Source organism: Maricaulis sp. (assembly GCF_039978735.1).
Classification (GTDB): Bacteria; Pseudomonadota; Alphaproteobacteria; order Caulobacterales; family Maricaulaceae; genus Maricaulis.
This window is the reverse complement of sequence record NZ_JBDWAS010000026.1, coordinates 77786-91702: the sequence shown is the minus strand read 5'-3', so window position 1 is coordinate 91702 and position 13917 is coordinate 77786. Positions and strand designations below refer to the sequence as shown.

Below are 13917 nucleotides of genomic sequence, written 5' to 3'. Positions count from 1 at the left end.
GGGCAGCGACAACCGTCCGCGCAGCGGCGTCTTCCTCTATGACGGGCCCAATTTCACCGGCCAGCGCATCGATGTGAGCTGGGATGCCGACAACCTGGCCAGCCAGGGCTTCAACGACCGGGCCGACAGCCTCGTCGTCGCCCGCGGCGAGACCTGGCTGATCTGCCAGCACGATGATTTCGGCGGCCGCTGTGAGCGCGTGCAGGGCGAGGTCAACGATCTGGGCCGCTACGGCCTGCGCAACGAGATCACCTCCCTGCGCCGCATCGACAACGGCTATGGCGGCGGTGGCGGCTGGGACAATGGCGGCTATCCCGGTGGCGGCGGCTGGGACCGCCGTGGCGAGATCATCCTGTACGACCAGTTCAGCCAGCGCGGCCGTTCGGTGCGTATCGAGGACGAGATCGACAATCTGGAGCGCCTCGGCTTCAACGACCGGGCCCTGAGCCTGGAGGTCCGCGGCTATGATCGCTGGCTGGTGTGCGAGGATGCCGGCTTCCGCGGCCGCTGCGAGGAAGTCTCCGGCGAGGTGGACAATCTCCACCTGCTCAACCGGGAAATCTCCTCGGTGCGCCGGCTGGGCCGCTACTGAGCCAACCGGCAGAACGAGACTGAAGACGGGCCGTCCGGACAAGCCGGGCGGCCCTTTTTCATGGGGGCGGACGGCGTGCATAACAAAGTCTGCACGCGCCTCTTGGGTGGCGCGCCAATCAGGCGTATATTTAGTTACAAATGAAACTAGTTACACGCCGGACACCCTGCCATGCCTGTCAATGACCCGATCGTGGCGGAACAGACCCCCGCCGCCGACTTTACCATCGACCAGAAGTGGGACCGCTATACGTCCGAGGAACACGCCATCTGGACGACGCTCTACGAGCGCCAGATGAAAGTGCTCCAGGGCCGCGCCGCGCCGGAGCATTTCAAGGGGCTGGAGCTGCTCAATCTCAATGAGGGCGGCATTCCCGATTTCCGGCGCGTCAACGAGAAGCTGGAAAAGCTGACCGGCTGGACCGTGATCACCGTGCCCGGCCTGATCCCGGAGCGGGAATTCTACGAACACCTGGCCAATCGCCGCTTCGTTTCCGGCCGCTTCATCCGCGATGGCGAGAAGCTGGACTATCTGCCCGAGCCGGACATCTTCCACGATGTGTTCGGCCATGTGCCGCTGCTCACCCAGCCGGTCTTTGCCGACTACATGCAGGCCTATGGCCGCGGCGGGCTGCGCTCGCTGGAGTTCGACGCCATCAAGCACATGGCGCGGCTCTACTGGTACACGGTGGAATTCGGCCTGATCAACACGCCGGAAGGCCGCCGCATCTACGGCGCCGGCATCGTCTCCTCGAAAGCCGAGTCGATCTTCTCGCTGGAGGCGCGCTCGCCCAACCGGATCCATTTCGATCTGGAACGCATCATGCGCACCGACTACCGCTATGACGATTTCCAGCAGACCTATTTCGTCATCGACAGCTATGACGAGCTGATGGAAGCGACCTATGAGGACTTCGCGCCGATCTATGCCCGCCTGCCCGGCATGGACGAACTGAAACCCTCCGACACGGTCGAAGGCGACAGGGTCTACACCAAGGGCACGCAGGAATACGCGAAGGCCGGCGGCCTGCCGGCGAAGGCGGAAGCGCTCTAGTTCAGGCGGTTCAGGCCGCGGCGCTGCCCGCGCGGCGCAGGTGCAGTTCGCCGGTCTCGCGGTCTTCTTCCAGACACACCGCACCCAGACCGGCGATCATGCCGGAGAAATTCTCGCGGGTAACCGGTTTGACGATATAGAAGCTGGATCCGGCATCGCGGCATTTCGCTTCCATCTCCGGATTGCGCGCACCGGAATAGACCCCCACCGCACCGCCGCCCAGCAGCGGCTGGACCGAGACGATGAAGTCGAGTGCGTTCGCGCCGGCCAGGGAAAGATCGGTGAAGACGACGGCCGGACCGTCGCCATTGTCACGCAGGTGAGCGAGCGCGTCTTCGGGGCGGGTGAACGCCGCAAAGCTGAACCGCACGCCGGCATCTTCCAGATCCGCCTGGAACAGGAAGTGCTCGTCCGGGTCATCGTCGACCAGAATGACGGAAACGCTCTGGCTCTCGCTCAATATCTGCTCCCCACAGTCAGACGGCGCGCAACCTATCATGATTTGCCGGTTTGAATAGTGCGAAGCGAACGTTTCGCAAAAAGCGCGGTCAAACAGGGTTAGCCACGCTGAAACGGATAGTAATCCCCGCCCAGACCGAGAATCCCGGTCAGCGCATCCAGCGCCTCGCGGCTCTCGTGCAGCAGAGCCGGGTCGGCCAGATCATTCGGCTCCAGCCGGTCGCGGTAGTGCTTGCCCGCCCAGGCCACCAGCGTGTCGTAGAGCGTGTCCGACATCAGCGCCTGCGGCGCCACGGCAGCCCGTTCTTCCGCGGTCAGCACGACACGCAGGCGCAGGCAGGCCGGTCCGCCACCATTGCGCATGGACTGGCGCACCTCGACGAACTCCACCCGTCCGATCGGACCATTGCCCGCTATCATCGCCGCACAGTATGCGCGCGTGGTCTCGGTTTCCTCGGTCTCCTTCGGCGCGATCAGCACCAGACGATCCTCGCCGGGCCATTCCAGCAATTGCGAATTGAACAGATAGCTGGTGATCGCATCGCCGACCGGCACCTCGGCCTCGGGCACTTCCACGAAATCCGGCTCGAACAGGCCTTCGGCCGCCTTGCGGATCTCGGCCAGGGCCGCCTCGCGGTCGGCAAAGGCCAGCTCGTGGAAGAAGAGCGTGGTGCGCGTACCGACGCAGACGACGTCGTTGTGGAAGGCGCCGGCGGCAATCGCCTCGGACGACTGGCGGATGAAAACGGTGCGCTTCGGATCGAGCCCGTGCGAGCGGGCGACCGCCTGGCAGGCTTCCAGCGTCTGACGTGCCGGGAATTTGCCGCTCCAGGCCTCGCCGGCCTCGCGGCCATAGACGAAGATCTCGACCCCCGGACCGCCCTGTTCGGCGCACAGGCGGACATGATTGGCCGCGCCCTCATCGGCAAAGTCCGGCTGCATGGGCAGGACGTCGTGCACGGCGAAACGGCCCGTGTCCGGGAAAGCCCATTGCAGGGCCCGGCGGGTCTGCTCGCCCTCGATGGAACGGTGCAGCGTGGTCAGGAGATTGGCCGGGGTGAGATGCAGGCGGCGATCCGCCGTATCGGCCGATGGCGACACGGTCGCAGCATTGGCGGCCCACATCGGCGAGGCCGAGCACGCCTTGCGCAACAGGCCCGGCGCACTCTTCCAGGCGGCCTCGATCACCGCCGCGTCGGAACCGGAGAAACCGGCCCGGCGCAGCAGCGGCAGATAGGGCCGTTCATGCGGCGGCAGCAGGCCCTGCACCAGACCGCTACCGGCCAGGCGTTTCATCTTGGCGAGGCCTTCCAGCACGCCCTGGCGCGGCGAGGACACCAGGCCCTCATTCCTGGCGCTGGCCAGATTGCCCTCGGACAGGCCGCCATAATTATGCGTCGGGCCGACCAGCCCGTCGAAATTCGCCTCGACCGCGCACACCATCAATCCACTCCCTTGACCGGCATGCGCTCGGGCTTCGGCTGGGCCTGCGTGGCGACCGGATAGGCGCAGTAGTCGGCCGCATAGAAGGCGCTGGGCCGCAGATTGCCCGACTGGCCCGGCCCGCCGAAGGGCATGTTCGAGGCCGCACCGCAAGTCGGCCGGTTCCAGTTGACGATACCGGCGCGCGCTTCCACCCAGAAGCGCTCCCAGAGGGCTTCATCGTCCGAGACCAGCCCGGCCGAGAGGCCATAGGCGGTATCGTTCGCAGCCGCGATGGCGGCGTCGAAGGAGGCAACGCGCACAACCTGGATCAGCGGACCGAAGACTTCCTCGTCCGGCACGTCCACACCGGTGACATCGATCAGGCCGGGACGCAGGAAGGCCTCGCCCAGTTCCGCGACAGGCTCAGCCTTGCGGATGGCTTTGGCGCCACGCGACAGGAGGTCGTCCTGGGCGGCCAGCACGCCGCGCGCGGCCTGTGCGGAGACCAGCGGCCCGATAAAGGGTTCCGGATCGGCGTCCCAGCGGCCGATGCTCAGCTGGCCCGCGATGCGGTCGATCGCCTCGACCACGGCATCACCCGCTGCGCCCTCGGGCAGGATCAGGCGGCGCGCGCAGGAACAGCGCTGACCGGCCGTGATATAGGCGGAATGCACCGCCACACGCGCGGCGGCTTCGGCATCTTCGGCATCCCAGACGACGAGCGGGTTATTGCCGCCCATTTCCAGCGCCAGCTGGATACCGGTGCGGCCGGCGAATTTCTCGTGGATGAATTTGCCCGTGCCCCAGGAACCGGTGAACAGCACACCGTCCAGATCGGCATGATCCAGCGCAGCGGCGCCGGTCTCGCGCGCGCCCTGGACGAGGTTCAACACACCCTTGGGCAGGCCGGCAGCCTCCCAGGCCTTGGCCATGAACTCGCCCACAGCCGGGGTCATCTCGGACGGTTTGAAGACGATCGTATTGCCCGCCAGCAGGGCCGGCACGATATGGCCGTTCGGCAAGTGGCCGGGGAAGTTGTACGGGCCCAGCACGAACATCACGCCCAGCGGCTTGTGCGCCAGGGCGGCATATCCAAAGGCCGTGTCCGACGACTGCTCGCCCGTGCGTTCGGCATAGGCGGTCTTGGAGATCGCGATCTTGCCGATCATGGCGCCGGCTTCGGCCAGGCCTTCCCAGCGCGGCTTGCCGGTCTCGCGCGAGATCAGCTCGGCGAGCGCGTCCTTGTGCGCCTCGAGATAGGCCTGATAGGCCTCGACGATGGCAACACGCTCGGGATAGAGGCTGCGTCCCCAGGCCGGGAAAGCCGCCCGCGCGGCCTTGAAGGCGGCGTCGACATCGTCCGCCGTGGCGGCCTGGCCGCTCCACACGCGGCTGCCATCGGCCGGGTTTTCCGAGTGCATGTCAGCGCCCTTGCCCGCGCGCCATTGGCCATCGATCAGCAGCATGAAATCACCTCATTCGTCGCCAGAAGCGGGCGCGATCGCCTTCGGCCAGATCGAGCGCCTGCATGGTTTCGTAGGAAATGCCCAGAATGTCGCCATCATCGACGACCTGGGCGTGACAGGTCCGGAAGTCCGGGAAACGGTCGGTCGACAGGATGCCGTCGACACCGCCCGTCGTCGTTGCCGACCGCACGGTCACCTCGCGGCTCTCGCGCAGGGTGCGGATATTCTCGGTCCAGGTGGAGACCAGCGGACCGCCGTCGAAAATGTCGACATAACGGTCATAGTGGAAACCCTCCCAGAGCAGGAGGTTGTACGCCCCCTCCCCGTGCGGATGAGGCTTGCCGATCACCTCGCGCACTTCGGGCGGCAACAGGTCGAGATAGATCAGGTGCTGCGGGCCCAGATCGAGGATGAACTGGTTGTCGGTCGACGCGGACAGCCGGTCGGCATCGTCGAAATCCATCCGGAAGAAGGGCCGCGACACCGCATCGAAGAAGGGCGAGGATCCGTCGTCATGGACCACACCGCGCAGCTCGGCCAGCACACGCTCGCCAAAGCGCGACCGGTCGGCCGCCATCATCAGATAGCGCGACTGGGCCACCAGGCGCCCGGCGCCGGTCCCGCGCCCGGCCTCGGACACGAAGAGCGTGCCCACTTCCGAGGCGCCGGCAAAGTCATTGACCAGCAGCATGGCATCCATGTCGAAGCGGCGGTCGGCTTCGTGGGAGTGCTGGGCCAGGGTGATGATCTTGAAATCCCAATAGGGTTTCGACACACCCACCATAGACTTGATGGCCGAGCAGCCGACGATGCGGCCGGTCTCGGTATCCTCCAGCATCAGCTGGTAGGCATCCTCGGTCTGACCCGGCTCCGGCGTCGAAAAGATCGCCTCGGACTTTTCCAGGCGCGCCGCCAGCACATCCGCCGGCACGGCCAGGGATGTGAAACCGGTTCCCGCTTCCTGCGCCAGACGCACAAGGGCGTCTGTGTCGGTGCGTTTGGCCGCACGTACAATCAGCATGCTCTTCCCCCGATCATGCCTGTGTTTACTGGGTTCTTGCCAGGGCGCGCGCTTCCTTGGCGTTGAATTCGCCCCGGGCAAATTTCATGAGCATCACCGCCGACAGCTTGGCCCGTTCGGCAAAGCTCGACAGTTTGACGATCTCGCGATCGGAATGGATATCGGCGCCGCGCACGCCCAGCGTATCGACATTGGGACAGCCGGCCGCCCACAGATTATTGCCTTCGCACACACCGCCCGTATCCTGCCAGCGGATGTCCAGACCCAGCGCGCCGCCCGCCGCCTTTGTCCATTCGAACATGCGGGCATTGGCCGGGCTCATCGGCTTGGGCGGACGGGTGAAGCCGCCATGCAGCTCGGCCGCGATACCGTCGCGCACGCGGACCTCGTCGACCAGGCGTTCCAGCTCGGCCTCCACCCAGGTGCGGTCATTCTCGGTCTTCACGCGCACATTGAAGCGCGCCACCGCATTGTCCGGCACGACATTCGGCGGACCGCCGCCATCGATGCGGGCCAGATTGAAGGTGACGCCCTCGCGCCGGCCATTGAGTTCGTCCAGGCCCAGCCCGAACTGGCAGGCTGCGGCCAGGGCATTGCGGCCCAGATGATGTTCGCGCCCGGCATGGGCGGCACGGCCGGACACTTTCAGCGACCAGTTGCCCGATCCCTTGCGCGCGCCGGCCAGCGAGCCGTCGGCCAGGGCGGGCTCGTAGGTCATGCCGATATCGGCGCCGGCGCCCAGATCGGCAAGGATCGGGCCGGAGCCCAGCGAGCCGATTTCCTCGTCCGGACTGATCAGCACATCGACGCCGATCTCGTCCTTCCAGGGCGAGCGTTCCAGCCCCAGCAGCCCGTGCAGCATCACGAGGATGCCGCCCTTCATGTCGGCGACGCCGGGCCCGTTCAGCGTGTCGGCATCCCACAGCTCGGTCGACTGGAAATGACTGTCCGCCGGGAAGACCGTGTCGTGGTGACCGGTCATGACGATGCGGATCGGCGCCTGCGGCCGCAGCCGGCAGTGGAAGGAGGGCGTGAACGCCTGCTCGCGCACCGTTCCGTCCGGATCGACAATCGTCGTCGGCGGCAGATCGATGGCGGATATCTCGCCGCCCAGCTCGCCGAACGCGTCCTCAAGGCATGCGCGCATGCGCTCCAGACCGTCCGCATTGCGGCTGCCGGAATTGATCGCCGACCACGCCTTCACCGTATCGATCATGTGATCGGCGCGGCTGTCGATCCAGTCGAGCACGGCGCGCTCGTCGGGGTTGAGATCGAGTTTGTCCTGCATGTCCCAGTGATAGCCGTTTAAACGGACGGGTCTACCCCCGCACGGCAGAGACCGCGCGGGGGCAGTGCGAGACGGTTCAGGGTCAGGCGTGTTCGAGCGCCTGTTTCAGGTCGGCGATCAGATCGTCGGGGTTCTCGATACCGACCGAGATGCGCACCAGACCGTCCGAGAAGCCCTGGCGCTTGCGCAGTTCCGGATCGACACCGCGGTGGGTGGTGGAACCCGGGTGACAGATCAGCGTCTCGGTACCGCCAAGGCTGACCGCCAGCTTCATCACCTGCAGGGCGTTGAGCATGCGGAAGGCTGCGCCCTCGCTTTCCAGATCGAAGGCGAAGGTGGAGCCGGCCGAGGAGGACTGGGCCTTGAAGACATCGCCGTCGCGCGTGCCCTCTTCCAGGAAGCCGAGATAGCGCACGCGATTGACCTTGGGATGATCACGCAGGAATTCGGCGACCTTGCGGGCACCCAGGGCGGCCGCTTCCATGCGCAGCTTCACCGTTTCCAGCGAGCGCAGCAGCATCCAGCAGGTGTGCGGGTCCAGATTGGTGCCCAGATAGCCGCGCAGGCCGCGGATCTGTGCCATGGCCTCGGTCGTGCCGGAGGCCGAACCGGCGATCAGGTCGGAATGGCCACCGATATATTTGGTCAGCGAATAGACGACCACATCGGCGCCGAGCTCCATCGGCTTCTGGCCGACCGGGCCGAGGAAGGTGTTGTCGACGACGAGATAGGGGCGCTTGCCCTGCTTCTTCTCGATCAGGTCGACAAGGCGGCGGCAGACATTCAGGTCGACCTGGTCATTGGTCGGATTGGTCGGCGTCTCGGTGTAGATGACCGAGACCTCGCCCTTGGCCAGCGCCTCGTCGGCGGCGGCATGGATCTCGTCCTCATGGGCGCCGGCAAAGAAGTCGACCGACTGGATGCCGTAATTCGGCAGGAATTTGCGGATCAGGCTTTCCGTGCCGCCATAGAGCGGCGTCGACTGGAGAATCACCGAGCCGGAATGCGCCAGCCCCATCAGCGTGGTGGAGATGGCTGCCATGCCGGAAGAAAAGACGCAGCATTCCTCGGCGCCGTCATAGAGCGCCAGACGGTCTTCCAACACTTCCATGTTGGGATTGTTGAAGCGCGAATACATCAGGCCGGCAGCTTCCGGATCGCCCTCCTCGGCCTGGCCGAGTGTAACGCGGAAGAAGGCGGCGCCGTGCTCGGCGCTTTCGAAGGCGAAGGTCGAGGTCAGGAAGATCGGCGGCTTGATCGACATTTCCGAGAGCTTCGGGTCATAGCCGTAGCTCATCATCTGGGTTTCCGGGCTCAGCATGTGTCCGGCGATCTCGCGCTTGCGATACGGCTTGTCCGGCTTGCTCATGGAAGTTCTCCCTAATCTTGCAGGTGCGGCCAGGCCCCTGCCGCCGCGTCGCATCCGGTGTGAACCGGCGCTTCGAACGGGTCAAGCGCAGCCTCAGCAAGGCGGAAAAAGCGACCAGATCGACCCCGCGAAGGGGCGTTTCGTGCACTATTTTGCCAAAACCGCTTCAGACCGGCGGCACCGGCCTTCAGACAAAAGAAAAGCGGCCCGGCAAGAGCCGGGCCGCAATCCTTCGGTTCATCGGATCCGGACTTAGTCCAGAACGATGACCACTTCCGAACGACGGTTCAGCGGCTCGCGAACACCGTCAGCGGTCTGCACCGCCGGGCGGGTTTCGCCATACGCTTCCATCGAGATCGTGCTCGCCGGGACGCCGAGACGGACCAGCTCGTCGCGGACGACGCGGGCACGGCGCTCGGACAGGCCGACATTGTAGGCAGCAGCGCCCGAACGGTCGGCGTGGCCGGCGACGGACACGCGGGTCACACCGCAATTGCCGCGCTGGTTGGCAGCCTGGGCGATCACGGCCCGGGCCTGATCCGTCAGATCCGCGCGATCCCACTCGAAGTAGACCGGGAAGCTCACGTCATCGCACGACGGCGGCGGCGGAGGCGGCGGAGGCGGCGGCGGAGGCGGCGGAGGAGGCGGCGGCGGGGGCGGAGGCGGCGGCGGGGGCGGCGGAGCCGCGAAGGAATACCGCAGGCCGATCCAGGCCTCGTGACCGGCCAGAGCGTCAACGCTCACGCCCGGGGCGTAGTCGGTGCTGGAAGCCGAGAAGTAACGATACTCGGTGTCCAGGGTCAGCTGCTCGGTCAGTTCCCAACCGATACCGGCGAGGATCTGCCACACGAACGGATTGTCGCTGTCCTGAGCGACAACGTAATCAGCCGGCGTCGGGTTCGGCGGCATGGTGCCGGCCGAGAAGCCCGTCAGGGTGCCGGACACATCGCCCAGACCCAGACCGACACCGATATACGGGTGGTAGGCGCCATCCGGATTGAAGTCGAAGATGGCGTTGGCCATCAGGGACCAGATCTGGAAGTCGCTCAGGCTGTGCTCGAAGCCGCCGACCGCACCGGTGTCATTGTAACGGTGAGCCAGTTCGCCTTCGAGGCGGAAGCCGTCAGCCCATTCATAGCCGAGGGCGGCCGCTTCGCGCCAATTGCCCTTGCCGTTGATTTCACCATTCAGCGAGCCGGAAACGTCGGTGTCGCCCGGGCCGCCGTAACCGACTGCACCACGGACATACCAGCCTTCGTCAGCGAACGCGGGACCCGCTGCCAAGAAGGCCCCAACGGCGACCGCCGTAAAAAGCCGTTTTTTCATCATTCCCCCTCCAGAGGCTCGCGCCTCCTTGGTGTGACTGACCATGCCCGGCACAACGCCGGGCGCGAAGAATCGTCCAGACGGACGCTCCTAGTACGTCCCCTACTACAATTAGATCGCGAGCGCCATAGGCCAGACAGGTAAAGCCCCGATAAGACCGGAATATTTTGTCGCGTTGCAGCAAGGATACAGTGTGTCCCGGGACCGGGCCACACATCCCCGTACAACCGGACAACGCAGGGGCCTCCCAATCGGTTCCCGATTTTTTTTCGGAGAATGCCGAAACCCTTAATCAGCGCAAGGCTGCAATTGTGTCAAACACCCCTGTGCGGCTGTCTTCACCCGCTGCGGTTGCCGTTGCGAAAGCCTGCGCATACGCCGCGATCAGGCGCCCGTCGCGGCGGTAGAGGTCGTGCAGATAGCGCACCGAACCGTCCGCCTCCCCCACAACCGTCCAGTAGGCGATATGGACCGGGATGCGCCGGTCCAGCCAGACGACGGTGGGCGTATTTCCCGACACGACCTCGTCGATCCGCGCCCGCGACCAGTCCGCCTGACCCGCCAGCACCCATTCGGCCAGGGCGAGCGGGTCCTGCACGCGGATGCAGCCGGCCGAAAAGTCCCGGCGCGTGCGCACGAAGCGGTCACGCTGGGTCGTGTCGTGAATGTAGATATTGTGCCGGTTGGGGAAGATGAACTTCACCTCGCCCATCGGATTGGTCGGCCCGGGCGGCTGCGACAGCCGGTAGGGCCAGCGGTCATTCCAGCGGCTCCAGTCGATCTCGTAGACCGAAACCGGTTCACCGGCCGAATTGTAGATGCGGAAACCGTGCGAATTGACGATGCCCGGATTGCGCCGGATCGAGGCGAAGCGCGAGCGCGCCGAGCTGGATGGCAGGCCCCACCAGGGATTGAGAACGATGTATTGCATCTCCTCGGAGAATTCCGGTGTCGAGGAGGTCTGTCCGCCGATCATCACCTCGTGCTCGCGCGCCAGCTGTCCGTTCTCCCAGGCTTCGAGGTGAAAGTCGGCGAGATTGACCCAGATATGCCGCTCGCCCAGCTGCCGGGTGCGCCAGCGCCGCTGTTCGAGATTGGCGCGCAATTGCGCGATCCGCTCCTGCGGCGTGATGTTCAGCTGGCGCAGGGTTGGCCGGTCCAGGCGGCCGGTCGGCGACAGGTTCACCCGCCCCTGATAGCGCCGCAGCGCGGTGTCCAGCCGCATGTCAAACGCATCGCCGCTCGACCAGCCCGGCGCCAGCAGCCCCTCGGCTGCCAGCCGCGCGCGCAACTGGTCGACCCGCGCCCCGCTGTCACCGACCGTCAGCGCATCGCCGCCCGCGATCTGCGGCCAGATCGGGCGCACGGTCATCAGACGCAGCATCTCCCGGCGCAGGATGTCGTAGTCGCGCACCGCCGGCAGGCTTTCGGCGATCGCCTGTTCGACATGGCCGGTGTCCAGCGCGGCCACGAGGCGTGCGACCAGCCGCGATGCCTCATTGTCCGTCAGCAGGCGCAGCGTCAGCGTGTCCTGGTCGATCAGCCCGTATTCCAGCCAGGCGATATATTGCAGCGCGGCCCGCGATGCCGCCGCAGCCCGCGGCTCGAACGCCATGTCCGGATCGAGCAGATAGTCGGCAACACTGTCCAGGGCGGGCAGTCCGTGCCCCGGTGCCTCGTAGAGAAAGCCGGCCAGTTCGGCGACCGATTGCGGCGTCCATCCGGCGACCTGCAGCGCCCAGCGGTCGAGGTCGGCCGTCCGCACGGGCTGGGGCTCTTCGGGAATCTCCGATGCAATCACCGGCTCGTCGTCAGACGCAGCAGTGGCCACGCCTGGCAGCACGGCCAGCAGAATTGCCAGAAAAAGACGTCCCAACCTGATCCCCGATTCGAAAGCAGGCCGACATTAACCATTCAGGGTGCGGGACGAAACCGTGTTTCGGCCGCCAGCGCCTGTCAGGACAGCGGGTCGCGCTCGTCTTCCGGATCGGGTTCACCGACATCCTCGGCCATCAGCTCGGCCAGCGACACGACGCGCGACCGGGCCCGCTCGATATAAGCCTCATTGTCGAAGACATCGATCTCGGAATCCCAGACCTCGAACAATTGCCGCAGACTTTCCTCGTCGTGATGGGCAAAGGCCTTCGCCTTCTTCTCGGCGCGCTCGCGCGTCTCGCCGAGCACTTCGAGCGACTGGGTCGCCGCCTCGAGGGAGGAGCCGAACATTTCGCGCACCGCGCTGTCCGCCCCGGCGGCGCGCAGCTGGTAGACATGTTCGCGGCTGGCGGCGCGGGCGATGACATGCACGCCGGGATAGCGCTGTTTCACATGCTGGACGAGCTCGACGGCGCGTTCGCGATTGTCGGTGCACACGACCAGCAGTTTGGCGCGGGCAATGCCCGCCGCTTCCAGCAGGCCCGGCCGCAGGGCGTTGCCGTAATAGACCTGGATGCCGAATTTGCGCAGCCCGTCGATATGCTCGGCCGAATTGTCCAGAACGATCGGCTTGTAGCCGTCCATCACCAAGAGGCGGTGCACGATCTGGCCGAACCGCCCCATGCCGGCAATGATGACGGGCGCCTCTTCCTCGATCATGTCCTCGGCCCGCTCATGTCCGGCCTTGCGGCCGACCCGCGGCGAGACAAAGCGCTCGAAGGCGATCATCAAAAGCGGCGTCGCCATCATCGACAGGGCGACCACCAGAGAGGCGACGGCAGCGATCTCGTCGGGGATGACGTGCAGGCTGGTCGAGAAGGCGAGCAGCACGAAGCCGAACTCGCCGCTCTGGGCCAGCGCAAAGGTGAACAGCCAGCGGGCCCGCCCCTTCATCCGGAACAGGACCGCCAGCGCCAGCAGGATCGCGCCCTTCACCAGGATCAGGCTGAGCGTGAGGCCGATGATGAGGCCGAACTCACTTCCCAGCAGGGCAAATTCCATGCCCGCACCGACCGTGATGAAGAAGACGCCGAGCAGCAGGCCCTTGAACGGTTCGAGATCGGAGACGAGTTCGTGGCGGTATTCGCTTTCCGCCAGCAGCACCCCGGCCAGGAATGTCCCCAGCGCCGGCGACAGGCCGACCATGCTCATCAGCACGGCGATGCCGACAATCAGCACAAGCGCCGCCGTGAAGAAAAGTTCGTGCAGGCCGGTGCGCGCAATGATGCGGAAGGCCGGGCGTGTGAGATAGCGCCCGCCCAGCACCACGCCGGCGACAACGGCCAGCGTCATCAGCCCCTGGGCCCAGGCCGGCCAGGCTGCGAACGGCGCCGGCCCGCCATGGGCACCGCCGCCATGCGCCGCGCCGGCGTCTACCCCCGCGATCGCGAGGAAGGGCAGAAGGGCGAGCATCGGAATGACGGCAATGTCCTGGAACAGGAGGACGGAGAAGGCCGATTGCCCGCCCTCGGTGCGCAGCCAGCCCTTTTCGCCCAGCGTCTGCAGGACGATGGCCGTCGAGGACAGCGCCATGATCAGGCCCAGCGCCAGCGCCAGCCGCCAGTCCAGCCCGAAGCCCAGGCACGCGACCGCGACGACCAGCGCCGTCACCGCCACCTGCAGCCCGCCCAGGCCGAACAGGCGCATGCGCATTTCCCACAACAGGCGCGGCTGAAGTTCCAGCCCGATCAGGAAGAGCATCATCACTACGCCGAATTCGGCGAAGGTCTGGACGTTTTCCGGATCCGACCCCATCCAGTCGAGCAGCGGCGCGATGGCCACGCCGGCCAGCAGATAGCCCAGCACCGATCCCAGGCCGAGGCGGTGCGCGATCGGCACCGCAATCACGCCGGCGCCCAGATAGATCACCGCCTGCAGGAGAAGCTCGTTCATGGTCGGGCCGCCGAATCAAAGACGTGTTGAAGGGATGGTCGCCGCCAGAATAGCGCGCGAAGGCGACGGCGCCATGCCCCGCGCGCGTTT

Annotated in this window: 11 protein-coding genes; 2 read left to right on the top strand and 9 right to left on the bottom strand. The window is 65.9% G+C overall.

Annotated features, from left to right (window positions below; all coding sequences use genetic code 11):
• Both ABJO18_RS07660 and phhA read left to right on the top strand, forming a co-directional pair.
• Positions 1-592, top strand: a 592-nt coding sequence (locus ABJO18_RS07660; RefSeq protein ID WP_348515823.1) for a beta/gamma crystallin-related protein, incomplete at its 5' end; no start/stop codon positions are given.
• A 171-nt stretch (positions 593-763) separates the two neighbouring features.
• Positions 764-1645, top strand: coding sequence for a phenylalanine 4-monooxygenase (phhA, locus tag ABJO18_RS07655; RefSeq protein ID WP_348509169.1), 882 nt, complete (start codon positions 764-766; stop codon positions 1643-1645).
• A gap of 10 nt (positions 1646-1655) precedes the next feature.
• Here phhA and ABJO18_RS07650 read toward each other — a convergent pair whose 3' ends face one another.
• From ABJO18_RS07650 to ABJO18_RS07610, 9 genes are all read right to left on the bottom strand, one after another.
• Positions 1656-2105 carry a response regulator gene (locus ABJO18_RS07650; protein WP_348509168.1) on the bottom strand — a complete coding sequence of 150 codons (450 nt, stop codon included), beginning with the start codon at positions 2103-2105 and terminating at the stop codon, positions 1656-1658.
• A gap of 98 nt (positions 2106-2203) precedes the next feature.
• Positions 2204-3547, bottom strand: a complete 1344-nt coding sequence (gene astB, locus ABJO18_RS07645; RefSeq protein ID WP_348515822.1) for an N-succinylarginine dihydrolase — start codon at positions 3545-3547, stop codon at positions 2204-2206.
• Positions 3547-4995: a succinylglutamate-semialdehyde dehydrogenase gene (gene astD, locus ABJO18_RS07640; protein ID WP_348508540.1), complete on the bottom strand. Its 1449-nt coding sequence runs from the start codon at positions 4993-4995 to the stop codon at positions 3547-3549. Before astD ends, astB begins: the two co-directional genes overlap by 1 nt.
• 4 nt (positions 4996-4999) lie before the next feature.
• Positions 5000-6016 (bottom strand): arginine N-succinyltransferase, encoded by a 1017-nt coding sequence (locus tag ABJO18_RS07635; RefSeq protein ID WP_348508541.1) that lies wholly within the window; start codon positions 6014-6016, stop codon positions 5000-5002.
• A gap of 25 nt (positions 6017-6041) precedes the next feature.
• The gene (locus ABJO18_RS07630; RefSeq protein ID WP_348515821.1) at positions 6042-7304 is read right to left on the bottom strand and encodes a hydrolase; all 1263 of its coding nucleotides are present in this window, start codon (positions 7302-7304) and stop codon (positions 6042-6044) included.
• Between the two features lie 82 nt (positions 7305-7386).
• Entirely contained in the window at positions 7387-8673 is a 1287-nt protein-coding gene (locus ABJO18_RS07625) for a cystathionine gamma-synthase family protein (RefSeq protein ID WP_348507026.1), read from the bottom strand.
• 252 nt (positions 8674-8925) lie between these two features.
• Positions 8926-9999 carry an OmpA family protein gene (locus ABJO18_RS07620; protein ID WP_348515820.1) on the bottom strand — a complete coding sequence of 358 codons (1074 nt, stop codon included), beginning with the start codon at positions 9997-9999 and terminating at the stop codon, positions 8926-8928.
• 292 nt (positions 10000-10291) lie between these two features.
• A complete protein-coding gene (locus tag ABJO18_RS07615) occupies positions 10292-11875 on the bottom strand; it encodes a L,D-transpeptidase family protein (RefSeq protein ID WP_348507028.1) in 1584 nt (527 codons plus the stop codon).
• An 80-nt stretch (positions 11876-11955) separates the two neighbouring features.
• Positions 11956-13827 (bottom strand): monovalent cation:proton antiporter-2 (CPA2) family protein, encoded by a 1872-nt coding sequence (locus tag ABJO18_RS07610; protein WP_348507029.1) that lies wholly within the window; start codon positions 13825-13827, stop codon positions 11956-11958.
• Positions 13828-13917: the final 90 nt, after the last annotated feature.

Excerpts from the sequence above, each read along its gene's own strand:
- phhA (WP_348509169.1), top strand. The coding sequence starts at position 764 with ATGCCTGTCAATGACCCGATCGTGGCGGAACAGACCCCCGCCGCCGAC.
- astB (WP_348515822.1), bottom strand. The coding sequence starts at position 3,547 with ATGGTGTGCGCGGTCGAGGCGAATTTCGACGGGCTGGTCGGCCCGACG.
- astD (WP_348508540.1), bottom strand. The coding sequence starts at position 4,995 with ATGCTGCTGATCGATGGCCAATGGCGCGCGGGCAAGGGCGCTGACATG.
- ABJO18_RS07635 (WP_348508541.1), bottom strand. The coding sequence starts at position 6,016 with ATGCTGATTGTACGTGCGGCCAAACGCACCGACACAGACGCCCTTGTG.
- ABJO18_RS07630 (WP_348515821.1), bottom strand. The coding sequence starts at position 7,304 with ATGCAGGACAAACTCGATCTCAACCCCGACGAGCGCGCCGTGCTCGAC.
- ABJO18_RS07625 (WP_348507026.1), bottom strand. The coding sequence starts at position 8,673 with ATGAGCAAGCCGGACAAGCCGTATCGCAAGCGCGAGATCGCCGGACAC.
- ABJO18_RS07620 (WP_348515820.1), bottom strand. The coding sequence starts at position 9,999 with ATGAAAAAACGGCTTTTTACGGCGGTCGCCGTTGGGGCCTTCTTGGCA.
- ABJO18_RS07610 (WP_348507029.1), bottom strand. The coding sequence starts at position 13,827 with ATGAACGAGCTTCTCCTGCAGGCGGTGATCTATCTGGGCGCCGGCGTG.